Raw genomic sequence first — 22,101 nt, forward strand, 5'->3', positions numbered from 1 at the left:
CGGTGGGGCGAGAAGGATCCGGATCCGAGGTCCGAGGAGGGAGCCAGCGATGATTCTGCTTCGTCGCCTGCTGGGTGACGTGCTGCGCCGACAGCGTCAGCGCCAGGGCCGAACCCTGCGCGAGGTCTCTTCCTCCGCCCGGGTATCGCTCGGCTATTTGTCCGAGGTGGAGAGGGGGCAGAAGGAGGCCTCCTCCGAGCTGCTCTCGTCGATCTGTGACGCGCTGGATGTGCGCATGTCCGAGCTCATGCGGGAGGTCAGCGACGAGCTTGCGCTCGCCGAGCTGGCAGCGTCCGCGGCCGCGAGCGACACGGTGCCCGCGCCGGTGCGGCCGAAGCTCAATTCGGTGTCCGTCACGTCCCTGGCCGGTGTGCCGGAGGACCGCGTGACCATCAAGTCCCCGGCCGACGTCGTGGATGTCGTCGCGGCCTGACACCCCTGTTCGTACGCATCGAAGCCCTGGTAGGCGCAGCCTGCCGGGGCTTTGTGCTGCCCGTACGGGGCGGGGGTGCGCGGCCCATCGGAGCCCCGGCGGGCGCTCGGCCGGACCGTCCGGGCAGCTCGGAACGGGCGATTCATTTATACGATGGCCAAACCGGATAAATCGCCCGAACAGGAGTATCTGGATGTCTGTCGTCAAGAGCACACTGTCCGACGGGGACCGCGGCATCGTCGGGAACGCCCTCCAGGGAGCCCTCGTCGACCTGGTGGATCTCTCCCTCGTCGCGAAGCAGGTGCACTGGAACGTCATCGGTCCGCGCTTCCGCTCCGTACATCTCCAGCTCGACGAGGTGGTCGCCAGCGGACGGCAGCACGCCGACACGGTGGCCGAGCGGGCGGCCGCGATCGGGGTGTCCCCTGACGGGCGGGCGGTCACCGTCGCCAAGACCAGCGGCATCGCCGAGGTCAAGGACGGCTGGATCAAGGACGGCGACGTGGTGCGGGCGATGGTGGAGGCGCTGAGCGCGGTCATCGGCCGGATGCGCGAGCGGATCCTCGCCACCGCGGAGGCGGACCCGGTCAGCCAGGACATTCTCATCGGGCTGACCGCCGACCTGGAGAAGCATCACTGGATGTTCCAGGCCGAGGCCCAGTGACGGACGGCGGAGTGCGCTGAGGCCCGGGCTCTCGGGTGTGCACGACAGGGTCGGCGGCATCCAGGGCCGTTCCGGGGCTTGCGGGGCCGGTTACGCGCCGGAAAAGCCCCGGTGCGCCCTCCCGCCGGGCGCCGGGACCCGTCTAGCGTCGGCCGGAGGAGGCAGCCATGGGGTGGCGTGACTTCGCGGCCCGCGGACCGGCCGGACGGCGTCCGCGTACCGTGCCGGGGCGCCGGATATCCGCGGCCGTCGTCCTCTCCGGGGTCGTCGCCGGGGGGCTGTGGTGGTGGGCCGCGGTCCGGCTGGTGGTGTGGCCGCAGTCGGCGGGGGTGGTCGAGGGGGCCGTGCTGGTGGGCGGCTGGGGGCTCAGTCTGCTGCCGGTGCACTGCGTGCCGCGGGCGAACCGTAAGGACGGTCTCTGTCATCGCGCCATGGCGCGGGCGGCCCGGCGGGTACGGGAGCGCCGGGGGGCGGTCACCAGGGCATGGCGACGCCGCCGTTCGGGCGGAGGACCTGGCCGGTCATGAAGGACGAGGCGTCCGACGCCAGGTGCAGCACGGTGTGGGCGACGTCTTCCGGCTCTCCCACCCTCCCCAGTGGCGACATCCGGATCATCGGGCCCTCCGCCTGCTGCTGCGCCTGTGCGGTGTGGCGGTCGGTCATCGCCGTACGGATCCAGCCCGGGGCGACGGCATTGACGCGGATGCCGTGCCGGCCGACCTCGGTGGCCAGGGTCTTGGTGAGCTGGACGACGGCGGCCTTGGCGGCGCCGTAGGAGAGCAGGCCGGGGGCGCCGGTATCGATCGCGCCGGAGGCCATGTTCACGAGGGAGCCCCGGGTGCCGGTGGCGATCATGGCGCGGGCGGCCTCCTGGCAGCCGTACAGCACGCCTTTGAAGTTGGTGTTCCAGACGCGGTCCAGATCCGTGTCCGCGGTCTCCAGCACGGGGGCGGAGTGCATGATTCCGGCGATATTCGCCATGACGTCGAGGCGGCCGGTGGCGCTGCGGGCGGCGTCGATGACGGCGGCGACCTGCTCGCGCCGGGTGACATCGAGTCGGTGGGCGTGCGCGGAGCCGGCTGCCGCGGTGATGGCCGCGGCGGTCGCCTGTGCGCCCTGTGCGTCGAGGTCGGCGCAGTGGACGGTGGCTCCGGCGTCGGCGAGGAGGGTGGCGGTGGCGCGGCCGATGCCGCTCGCCGCGCCCGTGACGAGCGCGGTGCGGCCCGTGAGGTCGTACGCCGTGAGAGGCATGGGACGAGGGTAGGGAGGGATCTGACGGGGCGTCAATTGTGGTGCGGGGATGCTTCGGTTCAGCCGGTGGGGCGGCTGACCCGTGGGTCCGGCTGGCAGGTGGGGCACCAGTAGGTGACGCGTTCCTCGGCGGTGGGGTCCTGGTCGGCGGTGCGGATACCGGTGCCGCAGCGCAGGCAGGGGCGGCCGGCCCGGCCGTAGACCCACAGCCGTCGGTCGGGGCGGGCGCTGGCCGTGGTGATACGGGCGGGGCGTCGCTTGTTGGCCTCGAGGAGCTTCTTGGCGAGCGTGGGCACGTGTTCCGGGCGGGGGAGTGCTCCTATGGGTAGCCAGGGCGAGGCGTGCAGCAGGAAGCACAGCTCGCATTTGTAGACATTGCCGATGCCGGCGAGATTGCGCTGGTCGAGCAGGGCCTCGCCGAGGGGGCGCTCCGGGGTGGCGAGCAGGCGGCGCAGGGCTTCGGCGGGGTCCCAGTCCGGGCCGAGGAGATCGGGCCCCAGATGGCCGACGACCCGGGGCTCGTCGGCGGTACGCAGCAGATCGAGCACGGGGAGGCGGTAGCCGACGGCGGTGTGGTCCGCGGTGCCGAGGATCGCCCGGATCTGGTGGGCGGGGCCGGCGCGCCAGCGCTCGGCCGGGGCGTAGATCTGCCATGCGCCGTCCATCCGCAGATGGGAGTGGAGGGTCAGACCGCCCTCGAAGCGGGTGAGGAGGTGCTTGCCGCGGGGGAGGACGCCCAGCACCCCGCGGCCGGTCAGATCCACCGTCGCCAGCCGGGGTACGCGCAGATCGCAGCGGGTCAGCGGGCCGCCGGTCAGCGCGTCGTGGAGCCGCTGGGCCAAGCGCCAGACGGTGTCACCTTCGGGCATGCCACCATCATGCCGGGAGCCGGGAGCCGGGAGCCGGGAGCCGGGAGCCGGGAGCCGGGAGCCGGGAGCCGGGAGCCGGGAGCCGGGAGCCTTCGGCCCGTGGGGCGGGTGCTGAGCGGGGGCGCTGCCGTTGTCAGCCGCGCAGGCGCAGGCCCCGGGGGGTGGGGTGGAAGCCGGCGGTCTCCAGGGTGACGGCGTACGGGGAGGTGAGGGCCGCGGTGCCGTTGATGCGTTCGGTGGTGATGGTGCCCAGGGCGCCGGCGCGGGCGGCATCCGTGAGGGCCTCGACGGCCAGCTGGAGGCGGGGGTCCGTGGCGGCCCGGTCCGGTGCGGGGCCGAGCGGCCAGATGAGCAGGGTCTTGCCACCGCGCTCCATGTAGAGCGTCAGCTCGCCGTCGACGAGGACCACCAGGGAGCCCGCCTTGCGGCCGGGCTTGTGGGTCGAGCCCTCGGGCGGCTCGGGCCAGGACAGCGCGGCACCGTAGGCGTTCGCGGGGTCGGCGGCGGCCAGGACCACGGCGCGCTGCGGGCCGCCCCGCCGGGACGGCGCCGGGCCGCTCTCCGGCAGCCCGGCATCGGCGGTGCGCTCCCGCTGGGTGCTGACCGCGCGCAGCCGGTCCACCGCCCCGTCCATCGCGAACTGGGCCGCGCCCAGCCCTTCCACCACATAGCCGCGACGGGCCTGGCCGGACTCCTCGAAGGCGGCCAGTACCCGGTACGCGGCGGAGAACCCGCCCTCGACCCCTTCGGCGGCGACCGCTCCACGGGTGACGACACCGTGCCGGTCCAGGAGTGCACGGGCCAGGGCATGGGCGCGGTGGGTGGGGTCCGGCTCGGTGGTGGGCAGCAGCGACCAGCGGCCACCCACGGTCGGCGGGCCGGAGCGGGAGGCGGTGGGCCGGCCGCCGCGGCCCGCGGCCGCGGTCAGCGAGCCGTACCGGCCCCGGGGGACGGCGCGGCGGGCGCGATGGGCGGTCGATCCTGCCGTACGGCCCGAGCCGAGGAGGGCGCGCAACGGGGCGAGGGTGTCGTTGGTCAGCCGGCCCGACCAGGCCAGGTCCCACAGCGCGTCGGCCAGCTGCGGATCGGTGGCGTCCGGGTGGGTGGTGGCGCGGACCTGGTCGGCGAGCTGGCGGAAGAACAGTCCGTAACCGGGGGCGAGGGCGGTCAGCAACGACTCGTGCAGCGCGGTCAGTTCCAGCGGGAGCGGCGGCGGGAGCAGCAGCGGGGCGGAGTCGGCGAGATGCAGCGAGAGCCAGCCGTCCTTGCCGGGGAGCGCACCGGCGCCGGCCCACAACACCTCACCGGTGGCGGTGAGTTCGTCCAGCAGGGCGGGGGAGTAGCCGCCGACGCGGGACGGCAGCACCAGCTTTTCCAGGGCGGAGGCGGGCACCGGGGCGCCCTGGAGCTGCTCGATGGCGCGCACCAGGCCGTCGATGCCGCGCAGGCTGTGCGAGGCGCCGCCGAGGGGCGCGGACACACCGCTGGCCGTTGCCGGGCGCGGTGCGCCGACGTGCTGCCACTGGGGGAGGAAGGCGGCGAGCGCGGCGGGCGGCACCGGCTCCAGTTCCTCGCGCAGCGCGGCGAGGGAGCGGCGGCGCAGCCTGCGCAGCACCTGGGCGTCACACCACTCCTGGCCGATGCCCGCGGGATGGAACTCGCCCTGGACCACCCGGCCGGCGGCGGCGAGCCGCTGGAGCGCCCCGTCGGTGACGGCCGTGCCGAGACCGAAGCGGGCGGCGGCCTGCTCGGAGGTGAACGGGCCGTGGGTGCGGGCGTAACGGGACAGCAGATCGCCGAGCGGGTCCTTGACCGGTTCGGTGAACGACTCCGGGACACCGACCGGCAGCGCCGTGCCCAGCGCGTCACGGAGCCGGCCGGCGTCCTCGACCGCGGCCCAGTGGTCGGCGCCGGCGATCCGTACGGACAGGGCCCGGCGGGTGGCGGCCAGCTCCCGGGGCCAGGCCGGGTCCGCACCGCGCTCGGCCAGCTCGGCATCGGTCAGCGGCCCCAGCAGCCGCAGGACGTCGGCGACGCCCTCGACGTCCTTGACCCGCCGGTCGTCCGTACGCCACTGGAGCTCGCGCTCCAGCTCGGTCAGCACTTCGGCGTCCAGCAGCTCACGCAGCTCGGCCTGGCCGAGCAGTTCGGCGAGCAGCCGGGAGTCCAGGGAGAGGGCGGCGGCGCGGCGCTCGGCGAGCGGGGAGTCGCCCTCGTACAGGAACTGGGCGACATAGCCGAACAGCAGCGAGCGGGCGAACGGGGACGGTTCGGGGGTGGTGACCTCCACCAGGCGGACCCGGCGGGACTCGATGTCCCCCATCAGCTCCGTCAGGCCCGGGACGTCGAAGACGTCCTGGAGGCATTCGCGGACGGCTTCCAGCACGATCGGGAACGAGCCGAACTCGCTCGCCACCTGGAGGAGCTGGGCGGCCCGCTGGCGCTGCTGCCACAGCGGGGTGCGCTTGCCCGGGCTGCGCCGCGGCAGCAGCAGGGCGCGGGCGGCGCATTCCCGGAACCGGGAGGCGAACAGTGCGGAACCGCCGACCTGGTCCGTGACGAGCTGATCGACTTCGCCCTGGTCGAAGGCGACATCGGCGGCGCCCACGGGGGATTGCTCGGGGTCGTACTCCGCGCCGTGTCCGGGCGGGCCGGCGGACGGGTCGAAGCCGCTGTCGCCGTCGAGGAGATCGAGGCCCATGAGATCGGCGTCGGGCAGCCGCAGCACGATGCCGTCGTCGGCGTGCATCACCTGGGCGTCCATGCCGTGGCGCTCGGCGAGGCGGGCGCCGAGGGCCAGCGCCCAGGGGGCGTGCACCTGCGCGCCGAACGGGGAGTGGATGACCACCCGCCAGTCGCCGAGCTCGTCGCGGAACCGCTCCACGACGATCGTGCGGTCATCGGGGACATGGCCGCAGGCCTGCTTCTGCTCGGCGAGGTAGCTCAGCACATTGGACACCGCCCAGTCGTCCAGCCCGGCGGCGGACAGCCGGGCCCCGGCGTCCTCCGGCGCGAGCGAGCCGATCTCGCGGAGGAACGCGCCGAGCGCGCGGCCCAGTTCCAGAGGGCGACCCAGCTGGTCGCCCTTCCAGAAGGGCAGCCGCCCCGGCACCCCGGGGGCGGGAGTGACCAGCACCCGGTCGCGGGTGATGTCCTCGATGCGCCAGGACGTCGTGCCGAGTGTGAAGACATCGCCGACGCGGGACTCGTAGACCATCTCCTCGTCGAGCTCTCCGACCCGGCGCCCGCCGCCCCCCTTGCCGGAGTCGCCGCCCGCCAGGAACACCCCGAACAGGCCGCGGTCGGGGATGGTGCCACCGGAGGTGACGGCCAGCCGCTGTGCCCCGGGGCGGCCCGTGACCGTCTGTGCGACGCGGTCCCACACCAGGCGCGGCCGCAGCTCGGCGAAGGCGTCGGAGGGATAGCGGCCGGCGAGCATGTCCAGCACGGCCGTGAACGCCGACTCGGGAAGCGCGGCGAACGGGGCGGCCCGCCGGACCAGGGCCAGCAGCTCCTCGACGTCCCAGGTGTCCATCGCGGCCATGGCGACGAGCTGCTGGGCGAGCACGTCCAGCGGATTGGCCGGCACCCGCAGCGCCTCGATGGCGCCGGAGCGCATCCGCTCGGTGACCACGGCGGCCTGCACCAGATCGCCGCGGTACTTGGGGAACACGATGCCCGTCGAGACCGCGCCGACCTGATGGCCGGCCCGCCCGACGCGCTGGAGCCCGGACGCGACCGAAGGCGGCGACTCCACCTGGACGACCAGATCGACCGCGCCCATGTCGATACCCAGCTCCAGACTGGAGGTGGCGACCACGGCCGGCAGCCGGCCCGCCTTCAAGTCCTCCTCCACCTGGGCGCGTTGCTCCTTGGACACGGAACCGTGGTGGGCGCGGGCCAGCAGCGCCGGCGCCCCCTTGGCGGCACCGGCCTCGGCCATCAGCTCCGCGGGGGAGTGGTGTTCCGGCAGGGCCTCGCCCGTGGCCCGCTCGTAGGCGATCTCGTTGAGGCGGTTGCACAGCCGCTCCGCCAGACGGCGGGAGTTGGCGAAGACGATTGTGGAGCGATGGGCCTGGACGAGGTCGGCGATCTTCTCCTCGACCTGCGGCCAGATGGACGGCTTCTCACCGGTGTCGCCCTCCTGGACGGGTGAGCCGCCCAGCTCACCCATGTCCTCCACCGGGACGACCACCGAGAGGTCGAAACGCTTCCCGGACGGCGGCTGGACGATCTCCACCCGGCGCCGCGGCGACAGATAGCGGGCCACCTCCTCCACCGGGCGGACCGTCGCCGACAGCCCGATCCGTCGCGCCGGGCGGGCCAGGAGCTCGTCCAGCCGCTCCAGGGACAGCGCCAGATGCGCCCCGCGCTTCGTGCCGGCCACGGCGTGGACCTCGTCCAGGATCACCGTCTCCACGCCCGCCAGCGCCTCCCGGGCCGAGGACGTCAGCATCAGGAACAGTGACTCGGGGGTCGTGATGAGGATGTCCGGCGGGCGGTTGGCGATCGACCGGCGCTCGGCGGGCGGGGTGTCCCCGGAGCGGATGCCGACGGTGATGTCCGGCTCCGGCAGCCCGCGGCGGACCGACTCCTGGCGGATGCCCGTCAGCGGACTGCGCAGATTGCGCTCGACATCTACGGCCAGCGCCTTCAGCGGGGAGACGTACAACACCCGGCAGCGCTTCTTCGGCTCGGCGGGCGGCGGACTGCTCGCCAGCGCGTCCAGCGACGCGAGGAAGGCGGCGAGCGTCTTGCCCGAGCCCGTCGGCGCCACCACGAGGACGTCGGAGCCCGCGCCGATCGCCCGCCAGGCGCCCTCCTGCGCGGCCGTGGGCGCGCTGAACGCCCCGGCGAACCAACCGCGGGTCGCGGGGGAGAACGTCTCGAACGCTGCCTCGGCCATGTCCCCCATCGTGCACCGGACCACTGACAACGCGGACCCGCGCGCCGCGCCCACCGCCGCCGACCGGGCCTTTTCCGGCCGTCCACGCTTCGGACGGGCGGGCCCACGGCTGTCCGGCGGACGCAGAATGGCGGCATGGTCATGGTCAGCGGGGAGAGCGCGGCCGACGGCGGGCCCGGCGCGGCGGCCGTGCCGCGGGCGCGTGGCGAGTGGGCGCGCCACTGGCGCTACGACGGGCTGCCCGGCCTCGACCTGCTGCGCGCCCGCTACGTCCGGCACTCCTTCCCCCGCCACGCGCACGACGGCTATGTGGTCTGCGCGGTGACCTCCGGCATCGAGGAGGTCGGGCTCCGGCAGGGCACCGTCCGGGCCGGCCACGGCGGCATCATCATGATCAACCCGGAGGTCGCGCACACCGCGCGGGCGGGCGCACCCGAGGGCTGGACCTACGCCACGCTCTACCCGTCCTACGAGCTCGTCGCCGAGATCGCCGAGGAGACCACGGCGCTGCGCGGCACCCCGGGCTTCGACCGCACCACCGCCGAGGAGCCACAGCTCGGCCGCATGATCACCGAGATCCACCGGGCCGCCGAGACCGGCAACGCCCTGGCCGCCGACAGCCTGCTGCGGACCGTCGTCGCCCTCCTGCTGCGCCGCTACGGCGGCCCGCTCCCGGCGCGTACGCCACGCACCGCGGGAGCCCGGACCGCCGCCCGCGCCCGGACCGTCCTGGAGGAGCGGATGGCCGATCCGCCCTCCCTGGAGCGGCTGGCGCAGGAGCTCGGTACCAGCCCGTTCGCGCTGCTGCGGGCCTTCAAGAGCGCGTACGGCATGCCGCCGCACACCTGGCTCACCGACGCCCGGGTGCGCCGGGCCCGCAGGCTCCTGGAAGCCGGCCGCACACCCGCCGATACGGCCGTCGCCGTCGGCTTCACCGACCAGCCGCATCTGAACCGGCACTTCACCCGGATCGTCGGCGTACCGCCCGGCGCGTACCGGAGGGAGCGGTCGGCCCAGAGGCGGGCGGTACGACCGGAGCGGCTCTGACTGCGCGGTCGGGGGGTGTGCGCGCCGGGCGCAAGAACGTACAAGACCTGCGGCAGTCCCGGAACCTAAGGTCCGGGACGTGCCAGAACAGACAGAGATACGCACCACGGAGCGGGCCGCGCCACCGCCGCCGGCACCGCCCGCGACCTCCGACGCCGCCGTCATCAGGGACGCGCTCGGCGTCGGCATCGCCGTCGGCCTCTCCGGATTCGCCTTCGGCGTGACCTCGGCCGGCGCCGGGCTCAGCCTCTTGCAGACCTGCGCGCTCAGCCTGCTGGTGTTCACCGGGGCCTCGCAGCTAGCCCTCGTCGGCGCGCTGGCGGCGGGCGGCAACCCGCTCACCGCCGCGGCCGGCGCGTTCTTCCTGGGTGCCCGCAACGCCTTCTACGGGCTGCGGCTGTCCGCCGTCCTCGGGTACCGGGCCACGGTCAAACCGTTCGCCGCCCACTGGGTCCTCGACGAAACCTCGGCCGTCGCCCTGGCCCAGCCCGACCGGCGCAGCGCCCGGCTCGGCTTCACCGTCACCGGGCTGACCCTCTACGTCCTGTGGAACCTCACCACCCTCGCCGGTGCCCTGGGCGCCGAGGCGCTCGGCGACACCGAGACCTGGGGCCTGGACGCGGCCGGCCCCGCGGTCTTCCTGGCGCTGCTGGCGCCGATGCTCAAGGACACCGTGGAGCGGGTCGCGGCCGGTCTCGCCGTGGTGCTGGTCATGGTGACGCTGCCGCTGCTGCCCACCGGTGTACCGGTGCTGGTCGCGGCGCTCGCCGCACCCGCCGTCCTCGTCGTCCAGGGGCGCCGCGGGCAGGGGACGGCGCAGGGGCCGCGCGCCGACCGGGCCGACGACCACGGCCCGCCCGCGCGCCCGGAGGGAACCTCCGCGAGCCGCCCCGCCACCGAGGAGGACCCGGCATGAACGTCTGGATCGCCATCGCCGTCACCGCCGTCGGCTGCTACCTGGTCAAGTACCTCGGCCTGGCGGCACCCGCCGGCCTCCTGGAGCGCCCGCTGGTCAAACGGCTGGCCGCGCTCCTGCCGGTGGCCCTGCTGGCCGCGCTCACCGCCCAGCAGACCTTCAGCGACGGCCGGCACCTGATGCTCGACGCCAAGGCCGCGGGGGTGGCCGCCGCGGCCGTCGCGCTCGTCCTGCGGGCGCCGTTCCTCCTGGTCGTCGGCGTCGCCGTGGCCGTCACCGCGGGGGTGCGGGCCCTGGGAGGGTGAGCGCTGCGGGACGCCCTAGAGGGGACGCCCGTACGCCCGGAGGGTCAGCAGCGCCCTGAGCGTCACCATCGGACGGCTCTCCAGCGCCGCCCCGTGTGCCCACACCCGCCAGTTCAGCGGCCAGCCGCCGTCCTCCTCCTGGAGCGCGACGAGGTGATCCAGCGCCCGCTCCATCTCCTCGTCGGTGAACCAGTCCCGGGCCAGCGAGCCGGGCGCGGGCGCGAAGTCGTAGGCGAGGTGGTGCTCCCCGGGGGCGTACCCCGGTGCCACCGGGACGTCCGCGGCCTGCTCCGGGTCCAGCAGCACCAGGCGCCGGTCCCGTACGAGCCGGCCGAGCCGCTGCGCCGCCGCGGCGGCCCGTGGCCGGTCCGGGGCGCCGTCCAGGAAGGCCACCGCCGCCTCGACCTCGTACGGGTGGGTGTCCTCCATCGACTCCACTGCCGCCCAGCAGTAGTCCGTGGCCCGGAACAGCCAGGCGTGCCACACCTCGTTCCGGTGCAGGACACCCACCACGGGGCCGGTGGCCAGGAGGGCGCTCGGCGGGTCGTCGACCACCGGGATCCAGGGCGCGGACGGATAGCCGCGCAGCGAAGGGTGCAGCGCGGGCAGTGCGCCCTCCGGGGTGGAGATCTTCGTCAGATACCGGCAGATCCGCTCCACCTGGCGGCCGTCGCACCGCCCGATCAGATCGAGGACCTTCAGGGCGTGCGCGGTGTGCAGCGGCTGGCTGACCGGGCCGCGAAGATCGGGCTCCAGGGCGTGGCCGAAGCCGTCGTCGTCGTTGCGGTACGCGGCGAGCGCGGTCTCCACGGGGTCGGCCCCGCCGCCGAGGAAGTGGTACTCGAAGAGCCGCTGCTCAAGTACCCGGGCGGTCAGCCAGACGAATCGCTCGGCTCGCGCCAGAGGAGTCGAAGGTGAGCTTACGTTTTCGGCCATGGGCTGACCGTAGGGCCGTTTCCTCCTGGTGGCACCGGCTCGCGACCGCTGCCCTCCCAGGGCGGGATACTGAAGGCATGCGGTTGACGGTCTTCTGGCAGCGGATGGCGGATCACTTCGGTGCGGCGTATGCCGACTCCTTCGCGCGCGATCATGTGATGTCCGGCCTCGGCGGCCGGACCGTGCACGAGGCACTGGACGCGGGGTGGAGCGCCAAGGAGGTGTGGCGGGTGGTCTGCTCGGTCATGGAGGTGCCGTCCGACAAACGCTGAACGGGGCCCTTCGCAGGGCTCTGACCTGGCCGGAAGAGAGCCCCGGGGCCGGGTGGCGAGGGCCGGGGCACGGCCCAGGACCGGGAATGTCATGACCGTACGCGACACTTGGCTTCGTGCCCGAGTCAGATGAGATCTCCAGCAACGACGTCCCACGCCCCGAGGACCGGTCCGATGCGCGGATGCCGCGCTGGCTGCCGCGCGCCATGGTGCTCGCGCTCGCCCTGGTGGCCTGCTTCCAGCTCGCGACCTGGGGATTCCACCAGCTGATCACGCTGCTGCTGAACGTGCTGATCGCGTTCTTCCTCGCGCTGGCCGTCGAACCGGCCGTCGACTGGATGGCGGCCCGGGGCATGCGGCGCGGGCTGGCCACCGGTCTGGTCTTTCTGGGCATCCTCGTCGCCGCGGCCGGGTTCTTCGCGCTCCTGGGCTCCATGCTCGCCGGCCAGATAGCCAACATGGTCGAGGAGTTCCCGCAGTACCTGGACTCCGTGATCAGCTGGATCAACAACACCCTGCACACCCACCTCTCGCGGGTCCAGGTGCAGAACAACCTGCTCAAGTCGGACTGGCTCCAGAAGTACGTCACGGACAGCGCCAACAACGTGCTGGCCGTCTCTGCGACGGTGCTGGGCAGTCTGTTCAACCTGCTGACGGTGGCGCTGTTCTCTTTCTACTTCGCCGCCGACGGGCCCCGGCTGCGCCGCGCGCTGTGCTCCGTGCTGCCACCGCACCGCCAGACGGAGGTGCTGCGCGCCTGGGAGATCGCGGTCGCCAAGACCGGCGGCTATCTCTACTCGCGCGGCCTGATGGCACTGATCTCCGGCATCGCGCACTATGTGCTGCTGGAGTTCCTGGGGGTCCCGTACGCCCCGGCGCTGGGCATGTGGGTGGGCCTGGTCTCCCAGTTCATCCCGACCATAGGGACCTATCTCGCGGGCGCCCTGCCGGTCCTGATCGCGTTCACCGTCGATCCCTGGTACGCCCTGTGGGTCTTCGGCTTCGTCGTGATCTACCAGCAGTTCGAGAACTACCTCCTCCAGCCGCGGATCACCGCCAAGACGGTGGACATCCATCCCGCCGTCGCCTTCGGCTCGGTCGTCGCCGGCACGGCGCTGATGGGCGCGGTGGGCGCACTGATCTCGATCCCGGCGACGGCGACCCTGCAAGCCTTCCTCGGCGCGTATGTGAAGCGGTACGAGGTCACCGACGACCCGCGGGTCCACGGCAGACGCGAACGCGGGGTCCGGGCCCTGGCCCGTATGCGGCGGAACCTGCACGACGCGCAGCCGCCGGCTCCGCTGGAGGACAGGAAGGCGGGCGGCACCCCGGCCGAGGGCCAGGACGCCGGCTGACGGAAGGGCGCACCATCGGAGGGGCGGGGCGGCCTCGCGCGGGCGGTTCTCCGCCGACGACGTAGCGGTGAGGCTGCTTGACACCAAAATCGAACATCCATTCTCATGGGAGTTCCGGCCGCTGTCCTCGGGCTTTTCGCGGAGTTATCCACAGGCCGGAGCCGGGTCCGGGCGCATTGTCAGTGGCAGGCGTTAGCGTCATGGACGTGAAGCGATCGACTCAAGCAAATCGGGTGGAACCCATGGCAGGCACCGACCGCGAGAAGGCGCTGGACGCCGCACTCGCACAGATTGAACGGCAATTCGGCAAGGGCGCCGTGATGCGCATGGGGGAGCGGCCGAACGAACCCATCGAGGTCATCCCCACCGGCTCCACCGCGCTTGATGTCGCGCTCGGGGTCGGCGGTATCCCTCGCGGCCGCGTTGTCGAGGTCTACGGCCCGGAGTCCTCCGGTAAGACGACCCTGACCCTGCACGCCGTCGCGAACGCGCAGAAGGCCGGCGGCTCCGTCGCGTTCATCGACGCCGAGCACGCGCTCGACCCCGAGTACGCCAAGAAGCTCGGCGTGGACACCGACTCCCTGATCCTGTCCCAGCCGGACAACGGCGAGCAGGCACTGGAGATCACGGACATGCTGGTCCGCTCCGGCGCGCTCGACCTCATCGTGATCGACTCCGTCGCCGCCCTGGTGCCGCGGGCCGAGATCGAGGGCGAGATGGGCGACTCCCACGTCGGCCTCCAGGCCCGGCTGATGAGCCAGGCACTGCGCAAGATCACCAGCGCGCTCAACCAGTCCAAGACCACCGCGATCTTCATCAACCAGCTCCGCGAGAAGATCGGCGTGATGTTCGGCTCGCCGGAGACCACGACCGGTGGCCGTGCGCTGAAGTTCTACGCGTCGGTGCGTCTCGACATCCGCCGCATCGAAACCCTCAAGGACGGCACGGACGCGGTCGGCAACCGCACCCGCGTCAAGGTCGTCAAGAACAAGGTCTCCCCGCCCTTCAAGCAGGCGGAGTTCGACATCCTCTACGGCCAGGGCATCAGCCGTGAGGGCGGCCTGATCGACATGGGCGTGGAGCACGGCTTCATCCGCAAGTCCGGCGCTTGGTACACCTACGAGGGCGACCAGCTCGGCCAGGGCAAGGAGAACGCCCGCAACTTCCTCAAGGACAACCCGGATCTCGCCAACGAGATCGAGAAGAAGATCAAGGAGAAGCTCGGCATCGGCGTGCAGCCGCAGGACCCGGCGGCGGAGCCCGGCACGGACGCCGCGGTGGCGGCGGCCGAACCGGCTGTGGCTCCGGCACCGGCGGCCAAGGGCGCCAAGGGCTCCAAGGCCACCGCGGCCAAGAGCTAGCCCGCCATGACGCGGCGAACGGAATGGCCGGGCAGCGAGGACGAGATCGACAGTGCTGCCGGCGACGCCGAGACCCGTAGCGGCCGCAGGGGCCGTCATGGCCGTGAGGACAGCGGTGGCCCCTCCTCGTCGAGGGCCGAGTCGGGGCCACCGCGTACGCCCGAGGAGCAGGCGCGGGCCATCTGCCTGCGCCTGCTCACCGGGAACCCTCGTACCCGTAAGCAGCTCGCGGACGCCCTGCACCGGCGGGGCATCCCCGAGGAGGCCGCGGACGAGGTGCTGTCCCGCTTCGAGGACGTCGGACTGATCGACGACGCGGCCTTCGCCGACGCCTGGGTGGAGTCCCGCCACCATGGGCGCGGCCTGGCCCGGCGCGCCCTGGCCCGCGAACTCCGCACCAAGGGAGTGGACTCCGCCCTCATCGATGTGGCCGTCGGCCGCCTCGACTCCGAGCAGGAGGAGTCCACCGCCCGCGAGCTGGTCGACCGCAAACTGCGTGCCACCAGAGGCCTGGACCGCGAAAAGCGCCTTCGCCGCCTGGCCGGAATGCTGGCCCGCAAGGGATACCCGGAGGGCCTCGCCCTCCGCGTCGTCAAACAGGCGCTGGAGGAGGAAGGCGAGGATCCGGATCTTCTGGAGCAGCATGGCCTGCTGGATATATGAGGGGCGGCGGCCGGCACCGTAGCCGTCAGCGAATCCGGCGGGGCCGGTGACCGGGCGGGGCCGCGCACCGGCTCGACGAGGCGCCGGGCCCGGCGGGACGCCGAGCTCAAGGGCAACTGCCTGAAAGCAACGGCGACTTCGTCGCGGCGGGGGCAACGGACGCGGCGAGGGCCTGGCGCGGACGCAGGCTCGGGGTGGACGGTAGGCCTGGGCGCGGCCCCAGGCGCGGATGTGGCGGTGCGCGCAGGCACGGGGGCCAAGGCTCACCTCACCCACGCCTCTCAGCCCCTCAACCCCACCCCCAACCCCGCCCCCCGCCAAGCCTGAAATCCCCCTGCCAGATCGGTGGCCCGGTGCAGCCCCAGTTGGCGTAGCGAGACGGCGGCGAGACTGGATGCGTAGCCCTCGTTGCAGATGACGACGATCGGCAGGTCGTGGTCCGTTGCTTCCGGGGCGCGGTGTGCGCCGGTCGGGTCGAGTCGCCATTCCAGTTCGTTGCGCTCGACGATCAGGGCGCCGGGGATGGTGCCGTCGCGCTCCCGCAGCTCCGCGTAGCGGATGTCCACGAGCAGTCCGCCCGCCTCCTGGAGGGCGGCGGCCTCCAGGGGATCCACCCGGTGCCCCAGTTGGCGCCGGGCCTGTGCCAGCAGTGCGTCGACCGCGCTCATGCCCACTCCTCCGGCTGCTCGACCGCTTCGAGCCGCAGCACCGGCCCGGTGCGGCTGTAGCGGCGCATCAGCGGCAGCGGCGGGTAGTAGGCGTGTACCGACACCGCGTGGGTGTCCGCGGAGAGGTTGAGCACCTGGTGCACATGGTGCGGGCCGAACGCCCGCCCGTGCCCGTCGCGGAGCCGGCGCTCCCGGTCCACGTCGTCGGCGAGTTCGAGGGTCTTCCAGCCCTCGGTGGGCAGCGCGGCGGCGAGCGACTGTTCGGTCAGCTCACCCGCGGCCGCCGCGAAGGCGCCGCGCGAGCCGCCGTGGTCGTGCCAGCCGGTGCCGGTGCCGGGCGGCCAGCCGATCAGCCAGGCCTCGCTGCCGCCCGGCCCGTCCAGCCGGAGCCAGGTTCGGCCTTCGGGGTCGAGCGGGAGCGAAGCGACCAGGGCCCGGTCGGTGGCGGCCCGGCGGGCGAAGTCGAGGAGTTCGGCGGCGCTGGGCCCGCTGTCCTTGCCGAGGGCAGGCGGGCGCGCAGGGGTGTGTACGTCGGGCACGGAAACCGTCCTGAGTGATCGCGAAGAGGCGCGGCTGCCGGTCGGAGGCGGGTGGCCGCGCGGGGAAGGAAGATGCGGATCAACAGGACGGACGACACATGCAGCCCGCGTAGCGGACCAGGTCGAGATGGACCCTCCGCCAGAATCGCGAGCTGTGATCAGTCATTCTCGGAGTGAAGCACGGTGCTTCCCACAGGGTCAACCGCGGAAGAGTCCTCCTCTCCGGCCGCGCCGCCGCCGGGTGCGGCGGCATCCCGGCCGGACCCGGTCACCGGCCCGTGTGCCCCGCCCCGTACCGCGTTCGCGCACGCGGCCATCTCGGCCGGGCGGACGCCGGACAGCGCGGTGACCAGATGGCCGTCCGGCCGTACGAGCAGCACGGTGTGCGCGGAGGCACCCGGATAGGCCTCGGTGACCAGGATCTCGGCGTCCATCGGCAATGCGTCGACCGCTTCGGCCAGTCGGGGCATCAGGCCGGCCGACTGCCAGTGCCGGCGGTCCCAGACGCCGGTGCCGGGTGCCACCAGCACCACCAGCAGTCCGTGCCCGAGCCGATCGCGCAGCCGTACCACCGAGCCGTCCGACGCGGTCACCGCCACATCCGTGACCGGCGCGCCGGGCGGTGTCTCGACGAGGAGGCCGCCGGTGTTCCCGTCGGGCGGTCCCAGCGGGGTGCGGGCATAGACGGGCGGCGCGCCGAGCGGGCCGCGGCCCAGGTGGCCGTCGGTGAGCAGGGTGCTGCGGCCGCGTGCCGCGCCGGGAAGGACGGTGCGCCAGCGGGCCGAGCGGCCGTCGCGCAGCAGCGGCAGCGCCTGGTCCGCGGCGCGCAGCCGGGCCGCGACCGCGCCCCGCCGCTCGGCCTGGTAGCTGTCGAGCAGTACATCGGACGCGCCGTGATGCCAGGCCAGGCCCAGTTTCCAGGCGAGGTTCTCGGCGTCCCGCAGCCCCTCGTCCAGGCCCTGGGTGCCGAGCGCGCCCAGCAGATGTGCGGCGTCCCCGGCGAGGAAGGCGCGGCCCTGCCGCCAGTCCCGGGCCAAGCGGTGGTGGACGGTGTGCACCCCGGTGTCGAGGAGTTCGTACGGCGGGACCAGCCGGCCGTGGCCGCGCCCCCGGGGGCGCGCGGTGTCGCCCTCGGCGCCCGTCTCGTCGGCCGGACCCGCCGGTGACTCGCTGGTCCAGCCGGCCAGTGAGTCCCGGATCCGGGCGACCAGGGCGTCCGGGGTGACCAGTTCGCGCCCGGGCGGCAGCAGCCAGTCCAGCCGCCAGACATGCCCGGTCAGCGGGCGGGCGGAGACCTCGTTGCCCGGTCCGCCGCCCGGCCGGGGCGGCGAGCGGTGCAGCAGCGCCTCGCCGGGCCAGGGGAGCTCGCAGCGCAGTGCGGCCACCGCATGCCGTTCGACGGCCGTACGGCCCGGGAAGCGGATGTCCAGCAGCTTGCGGACGGTCGACCGGGACCCGTCGCAGCCGATGAGGTAACTCCCGCGCCACCACGTGCCGTTGGGGCCGCGGGTGTGGGCGCTGATGCCGTGCTCGTCCTGTTCGAGGTCGGCGAGCCGGCTGCCGGTGACGATCTCGGCGAGCTTCTCGTGGGCGAGTGCGGCGCGCAGGGCGCGGGTGAGCGCGTGCTGCGGGAGGTGGAGCGGGGATGCGGTGGCGGGGGCGGCCGCGCCGTCCGGGGTCCGCGGGGCGAAGGCGACGCGTTCCCGCAGGCGCCGGCGGCGCATCGTGCGCCAGGCGGTCCAGTGGGTGCCGGCGCTCTCCAGGGTGTCGGCGCAGCCGAGCCGGGCGACGAAGGCGGCGGTGTCCGGGCGGAGCACGACAGTGCGGGCGGGCCGGGTCTCCTCCTGGCCGGTGGTCTCGTCGAGGACGACGGTCGGGACGCCGAGGCGGGCGAGGGCGAGCGAGAGGGAGAGGCCGACCGGGCCGGCCCCGACGACGATCACCGGGTCCACGGCGCAGCTCCCCGGGGCCGCTGGTACGTACGGGACATGCGGGAACTGGCAGTTGGAGCCCGGTGCGTGATCACACAGCGTATGCAACCCACTGCGACCGCTCGCGTCAAGTGACGGAGGCGGTGGCGAGGGTGCCACCGCCTCCGGACGGATCGATATCGGCCGCGGGCGGCCTGCGGTGCGTCAGTCCTTCGTGGCGGCCGGGCCGTCGGACACCGCGTCGGAGACCTCCATCGCGTCGGTGGCCGTGACCGGCTCGCCGGCCGTGGCGACACCGATGCCCGTCTTGGCCCGCCGGCCGCGCTGCTCGATCCAGTTGGCGAGGGCGGACAGCGCCAGGCACATCGCGACATAGATGGCGCCGGTGACGATGATGAACGGCACGTAGGTGTCGTTGCCGTTGACGATGATGTTGGTGCTCATCTGGCGGGCGGTGAAGAGCAGTTCCTCGAAGGTGATGATGTAGCCGAGGGAGGTGTCCTTCAGGGTCACCACGAGCTGGCTGATGATCGTCGGCAGCATCGCCCGCACGGCCTGCGGGATCAGCACCGTCGTCATGACCTGCGTCTTGCTCATGCCCAGGGCGTACGCGGCCTCGCGCTGCCCCGTGGGCACGGAGTTGATGCCGGCCCGCAGCACCTCGGCCTGGACCGAGCCGTTGTAGACGGTGAGGCCGATGACCAGTGCCCAGAACTGCGGCTGGTTCCCGGCCAGGCCGAGGCTGTCCCGGTTGCTGAGGAGGAGCACCCACAGGGCGTAGATGGTGATCAGCAGCGGCACGGCGCGGAACAGCTCGATGAACCCGGTCGCCAGCCAGCGGACCGGCCGGTGGTCCGAGAGCCGTGCCACCGCGAGCAGCACGCCCAGCACCAGCGACAGCACCGCCGCGACCGCGAAGACCTGCAGGGTCGTCAGCAGGCCGTCACGGATGTTGGTCCGCACACCGGCGTTGTTGAAGATGTTCCACACCTCGGGCGCGAGCTGGCCCTGGGTGTTCAGCCGCAGCACGACGAAGACGATCAGCGCCAGTACCGCGAGCGAGCCGACCACGGAGTAGACGAGGTTGCGGGACCTCGCCTTCGGTCCTGGTACGTCGTAGAGAACGCTGGCGCCGCTCATGCCCTTACCTCGCTTTGTTCCGCCGCGCCTGCGCGTGGCACCCACGTCGTGCTGATCCGCCCCTCGCGCCCGCTCATCGGGCCACCCCCATACGGCGCTCCAGCAACCGGAAGACGGCGCTGATGGCGAAGGTGATGATGAGGTAGGCGAGCGCGGTCCACAGGAAGATCCAGGCGATCGCGTATCCCTTGTCGTTGAGCAGCTTGGAGAGGTTGAACAGCTCGCCGTAGCCGAACGCTCCGGCGATCGCGGAGTTCTTCGTCAGCGCGATGAAGATGCTGCTCAGCGGGGGCAGGACGGTGCGCGTGGCCTGCGGGAGCACGATCTGGCCCAGCGTCTGGGAGAACGTCATACCGAGGCTGCGCGCGGCCTCCGCCTGTCCCAGCGGCACGGTGTTGATGCCGGACCGCACCGCCTCGCACACGAAGGAGGAGGTGTAGAAGCCGAGCGCCAGTGTGGCGAGCACGTACGGGCTCGCACCCTGGAAGAGGACCTGCGGTACGACGAAGAAGGCGACGAGGAAGAGCAGCGTCAGCGGCGTGTTGCGCAGCACCGTGACCCAGGCCGTCCCGAAGGCGCGCAGCGGCGGAATCGGGGAGACCCGGAAACCGGCTATGAGCACGCCGAGTACCAGCGCGAGCAGGGCGCTGGACGCGGTGATCGCCAGGGTTCCGAGGAATCCGTCCCGGAACTGGGGCAGATAATCGAGGAGTACGTTCATGGGGTCTCCGCGGTAGCGGTCATCGGGTCGACGGCGGGAAGTGAGTCAGCGGCGGGTGAAGACACCGTGCGCCCCGCACACCCGCCGCGGCGGGCGTACGGGGCGGCACGGTTCAGTGGGTTCGCCGGCGCCTCAGTCGCGGGGCAGCGGCGTCTCCGGGGCGACGAACTTCGACCCGGACTTGCCGAGCGTGCCGTCGTACGCCTTCTTGTAGTCGCCGTTCTTGATGTGGGCCTCCAGCGCGTCGGTGATCGCGTTGCGCAGGGCCTTGTCGTCCTTGTTCATGCCGACGCCGTAGGGCTCCTTGGTGAACGACTTGCCGACGACCCGGAGCTTCTCGGGGCGCTGGGCGGCGTAGCCCTTGAGGATCGCGTCGTCGGTGGTGACCGCGTCGACCTGGCCGTCCAGCAGGTTCTTCACACAGTCCGAGTACTTGGACTGCTCGCTGGTGTCGGCGCCGTACTTCTTCTTCTTGATCTCCTGGAGCGGAGTGGAGCCGACGATCGAGCAGACCTTCTTGCCCTTGAGGGTGTCCGGTCCGGTGATGGCCTTGTCGTCCTTGCGCACCAGGAGGTCCGCGCCGGCCGTGTAGTACGGGCCCGCGAAGCCGACCTGCTTCTTGCGCTCGTCGTTGATCGTGTAGGTACCGACGTAGTAGTCGACCTGCCCGTTGGAGATGGTGGTCTCACGGACGTTGGAGTCGATCGTCTTGAACTCGATCTGCTTCTCCGAGAAGCCGAGGTCGGCGGCGACCATCTTGGCGATCTCGATGTCGAAGCCGGAGTACTTGCCGGTGGTGTCCTTGAAGCCCAGGAACGGCTGGTCGGCCTTGACGCCGATGACGATCTTCTTGGCCTTCTGCGCCTTCTTCAGCACCGGCGAGTCGATCTTGGGCGCCGAGGCGACCTTGTACTTGCCGCTGAAGACATCGCCGCCGGCCGGCTTGTCGCCCGCCGCGCCCGAGTCGCCGCCACAGGCGGTCGCCGTCGCCGCCAGCGCGAGCACCACCGCACCGGCCGCAGCCGTCTTACGAATCCTCATGGTGAACATCCTTTGGTTCAGCAAGTGTTGGCAATGATGGTGGCCCAACTGCGGGCTCAGTGGTGGAGGATCTTCGACAGGAAGTCCTTGGCGCGGTCGCTGCGCGGGTTGTTGAAGAACTGGTTCGGCTCGGCCTCTTCGACGATCCGGCCGTCCGCCATGAAGACGACCCGGTTCGCCGCGGAGCGCGCGAACCCCATCTCATGGGTGACGACGACCATCGTCATGCCGTCCCGGGCGAGCTGCTGCATGACGTCCAGCACCTCGTTGATCATTTCTGGGTCGAGCGCGGAGGTCGGCTCGTCGAACAGCATCACCTTGGGGTCCATCGCCAGCGCACGGGCGATCGCCACCCGCTGCTGCTGACCGCCGGAGAGCTGCGCGGGGTACTTGTCCGCCTGGGTGCCGACACCGACCCGGTCGAGCAGGGCGCGGGCCTTCTTCGCGGCTGCCGCCTTGTCCGTCTTGCGGACCTTGGTCTGGCCCAGCATCACGTTTTCGAGCACGGTCTTGTGCGCGAAAAGGTTGAAGGACTGGAAGACCATGCCCACATCGGCGCGCAGCCGGGCCAGTTCGCGGCCCTCCTGCGGCAGTGGCTTCCCGTCGATCGTGATGCTGCCGCTGTCGATGGTCTCCAGGCGGTTGATCGTGCGGCAGAGCGTCGACTTGCCGGAGCCCGAGGGCCCGATCACGACGACGACCTCGCCGCGGTTGATCGTCAGGTCGATGTCCTGGAGCACGTGCAGCGCGCCGAAGTGCTTGTTCACGTTGTCCAGCACGACCAGCTGGTCCGCTGCCGGCGCGGGACCGTCGGCGTTCTTGGTCACCGATACTTCGCTCATCGGCGTGTGGCTCCGTCCTCCTCGATTGGGGAGGACCCTAGTAACGCCCCGCGACCAGCGTCATTACATCTGAGGGGAACTTGAGCATAACGATCCGGCCGCGACGGGACCCCGGGCGCGCGGCGCGGCGTCCGCGGTGGACACGGCGCCATGGTGGTGTCCCCGGCGTACCGGCTGGGTAACGGATGGCGGCGTGGAGGTGGCCACCTCTTGACGCATGGGCCTCCCATCGCCGTAGATG

The 22,101-nt window shown here is 72.4% G+C and carries 22 protein-coding genes; 10 read left to right on the top strand and 12 right to left on the bottom strand.

Annotated features, from left to right (window positions below; genetic code table 11):
* The first annotated feature begins 49 nt into the window (after nucleotides 1-49).
* The 3 genes from CP981_RS28470 to CP981_RS28480 all read left to right on the top strand — a co-directional run bounded on the left by CP981_RS28470 (nucleotide 50) and on the right by CP981_RS28480 (nucleotide 1,624).
* Nucleotides 50-433 carry a helix-turn-helix domain-containing protein gene (locus tag CP981_RS28470; RefSeq protein WP_006602725.1) on the top strand — a complete coding sequence of 128 codons (384 nt, stop codon included), beginning with the start codon at nucleotides 50-52 and terminating at the stop codon, nucleotides 431-433.
* 193 nt (nucleotides 434-626) lie between these two features.
* A complete protein-coding gene (locus CP981_RS28475) occupies nucleotides 627-1,097 on the top strand; it encodes a Dps family protein (protein ID WP_085925231.1) in 471 nt (156 codons plus the stop codon).
* A 167-nt stretch (nucleotides 1,098-1,264) separates the two neighbouring features.
* On the top strand, nucleotides 1,265-1,624 hold the full coding sequence (locus CP981_RS28480; RefSeq protein ID WP_190839080.1) for a hypothetical protein: 360 nt from the start codon (nucleotides 1,265-1,267) through the stop codon (nucleotides 1,622-1,624).
* Here CP981_RS28480 and CP981_RS28485 read toward each other — a convergent pair.
* From CP981_RS28485 to CP981_RS28495, 3 genes are all read right to left on the bottom strand, one after another.
* Nucleotides 1,572-2,348: an SDR family NAD(P)-dependent oxidoreductase gene (locus CP981_RS28485; protein ID WP_085925232.1), complete on the bottom strand. Its 777-nt coding sequence runs from the start codon at nucleotides 2,346-2,348 to the stop codon at nucleotides 1,572-1,574. The genes CP981_RS28480 and CP981_RS28485 overlap by 53 nt on opposite strands.
* A 59-nt stretch (nucleotides 2,349-2,407) precedes the next feature.
* A complete protein-coding gene (locus tag CP981_RS28490; protein ID WP_085925233.1) occupies nucleotides 2,408-3,217 on the bottom strand; it encodes an Fpg/Nei family DNA glycosylase in 810 nt (269 codons plus the stop codon).
* A gap of 133 nt (nucleotides 3,218-3,350) precedes the next feature.
* The gene (locus CP981_RS28495; RefSeq protein ID WP_085925234.1) at nucleotides 3,351-8,123 is read right to left on the bottom strand and encodes an Lhr family helicase; all 4,773 of its coding nucleotides are present in this window, start codon (nucleotides 8,121-8,123) and stop codon (nucleotides 3,351-3,353) included.
* A 135-nt stretch (nucleotides 8,124-8,258) separates the two neighbouring features.
* On the opposite strand from CP981_RS28495, the gene CP981_RS28500 reads away from it, so the two are divergent.
* The 3 genes from CP981_RS28500 (at nucleotide 8,259) to CP981_RS28510 (ending at nucleotide 10,391) form a co-directional block, all read left to right on the top strand.
* Nucleotides 8,259-9,170, top strand: a complete 912-nt coding sequence (locus CP981_RS28500) for an AraC family transcriptional regulator (RefSeq protein WP_085925235.1) — start codon at nucleotides 8,259-8,261, stop codon at nucleotides 9,168-9,170.
* A 79-nt stretch (nucleotides 9,171-9,249) separates the two neighbouring features.
* Nucleotides 9,250-10,086 (top strand): AzlC family ABC transporter permease, encoded by an 837-nt coding sequence (locus CP981_RS28505; protein ID WP_085925236.1) that lies wholly within the window; start codon nucleotides 9,250-9,252, stop codon nucleotides 10,084-10,086.
* The gene (locus CP981_RS28510; protein ID WP_085925237.1) at nucleotides 10,083-10,391 is read left to right on the top strand and encodes an AzlD domain-containing protein; all 309 of its coding nucleotides are present in this window, start codon (nucleotides 10,083-10,085) and stop codon (nucleotides 10,389-10,391) included. Before CP981_RS28505 ends, CP981_RS28510 begins: the two co-directional genes overlap by 4 nt.
* 15 nt (nucleotides 10,392-10,406) lie before the next feature.
* On the opposite strand, the gene CP981_RS28515 is transcribed toward CP981_RS28510, so the two are convergent.
* Nucleotides 10,407-11,327: a hypothetical protein gene (locus CP981_RS28515; RefSeq protein WP_085925238.1), complete on the bottom strand. Its 921-nt coding sequence runs from the start codon at nucleotides 11,325-11,327 to the stop codon at nucleotides 10,407-10,409.
* Nucleotides 11,328-11,404: 77 nt separating this feature from the next.
* Here CP981_RS28515 and CP981_RS28520 point away from each other — a divergent pair, with 77 nt between their 5' ends.
* The 4 genes from CP981_RS28520 (at nucleotide 11,405) to recX (ending at nucleotide 14,978) form a co-directional block, all read left to right on the top strand.
* Entirely contained in the window at nucleotides 11,405-11,599 is a 195-nt protein-coding gene (locus CP981_RS28520) for a DUF3046 domain-containing protein (RefSeq protein ID WP_042159897.1), read from the top strand.
* A 116-nt stretch (nucleotides 11,600-11,715) separates the two neighbouring features.
* On the top strand, nucleotides 11,716-12,954 hold the full coding sequence (locus CP981_RS28525; protein WP_085925239.1) for an AI-2E family transporter: 1,239 nt from the start codon (nucleotides 11,716-11,718) through the stop codon (nucleotides 12,952-12,954).
* Between the two features lie 242 nt (nucleotides 12,955-13,196).
* Nucleotides 13,197-14,315 (top strand): recombinase RecA, encoded by a 1,119-nt coding sequence (gene recA / locus CP981_RS28530; protein ID WP_085925240.1) that lies wholly within the window; start codon nucleotides 13,197-13,199, stop codon nucleotides 14,313-14,315.
* A 6-nt stretch (nucleotides 14,316-14,321) separates the two neighbouring features.
* Nucleotides 14,322-14,978, top strand: coding sequence for a recombination regulator RecX (recX, locus tag CP981_RS28535; RefSeq protein WP_085925241.1), 657 nt, complete (start codon nucleotides 14,322-14,324; stop codon nucleotides 14,976-14,978).
* 281 nt (nucleotides 14,979-15,259) lie between these two features.
* On the opposite strand, the gene CP981_RS28540 is transcribed toward recX, so the two are convergent.
* The 8 genes from CP981_RS28540 to CP981_RS28570 all read right to left on the bottom strand — a co-directional run bounded on the left by CP981_RS28540 (nucleotide 15,260) and on the right by CP981_RS28570 (nucleotide 21,860).
* Nucleotides 15,260-15,646 carry a rhodanese-like domain-containing protein gene (locus CP981_RS28540; protein ID WP_085925242.1) on the bottom strand — a complete coding sequence of 129 codons (387 nt, stop codon included), beginning with the start codon at nucleotides 15,644-15,646 and terminating at the stop codon, nucleotides 15,260-15,262.
* Nucleotides 15,643-16,185, bottom strand: a complete 543-nt coding sequence (locus CP981_RS28545) for a cupin domain-containing protein (RefSeq protein ID WP_085925243.1) — start codon at nucleotides 16,183-16,185, stop codon at nucleotides 15,643-15,645. The genes CP981_RS28540 and CP981_RS28545 overlap by 4 nt, the downstream gene beginning before the upstream one ends.
* Before the next feature lie 79 nt (nucleotides 16,186-16,264).
* Nucleotides 16,265-16,351, bottom strand: coding sequence for a putative leader peptide (locus CP981_RS39410; RefSeq protein WP_311044721.1), 87 nt, complete (start codon nucleotides 16,349-16,351; stop codon nucleotides 16,265-16,267).
* On the bottom strand, nucleotides 16,344-18,137 hold the full coding sequence (locus CP981_RS28550) for an FAD-dependent monooxygenase (RefSeq protein WP_085925244.1): 1,794 nt from the start codon (nucleotides 18,135-18,137) through the stop codon (nucleotides 16,344-16,346). The genes CP981_RS39410 and CP981_RS28550 overlap by 8 nt, the downstream gene beginning before the upstream one ends.
* Before the next feature lie 183 nt (nucleotides 18,138-18,320).
* Entirely contained in the window at nucleotides 18,321-19,256 is a 936-nt protein-coding gene (locus CP981_RS28555) for an amino acid ABC transporter permease (RefSeq protein ID WP_085925245.1), read from the bottom strand.
* A gap of 73 nt (nucleotides 19,257-19,329) precedes the next feature.
* Nucleotides 19,330-19,977 carry an amino acid ABC transporter permease gene (locus tag CP981_RS28560; protein ID WP_085925246.1) on the bottom strand — a complete coding sequence of 216 codons (648 nt, stop codon included), beginning with the start codon at nucleotides 19,975-19,977 and terminating at the stop codon, nucleotides 19,330-19,332.
* A gap of 132 nt (nucleotides 19,978-20,109) precedes the next feature.
* Nucleotides 20,110-21,018 (bottom strand): glutamate ABC transporter substrate-binding protein, encoded by a 909-nt coding sequence (locus CP981_RS28565; protein ID WP_085925301.1) that lies wholly within the window; start codon nucleotides 21,016-21,018, stop codon nucleotides 20,110-20,112.
* Nucleotides 21,019-21,074: 56 nt separating this feature from the next.
* Entirely contained in the window at nucleotides 21,075-21,860 is a 786-nt protein-coding gene (locus tag CP981_RS28570) for an amino acid ABC transporter ATP-binding protein (protein WP_085925247.1), read from the bottom strand.
* Nucleotides 21,861-22,101 lie beyond the last annotated feature (241 nt).

Origin of the sequence: Streptomyces platensis, from assembly GCF_008704855.1 — a bacterium.
Lineage (GTDB): Bacteria > Actinomycetota > Actinomycetes > Streptomycetales > Streptomycetaceae > Streptomyces > Streptomyces platensis.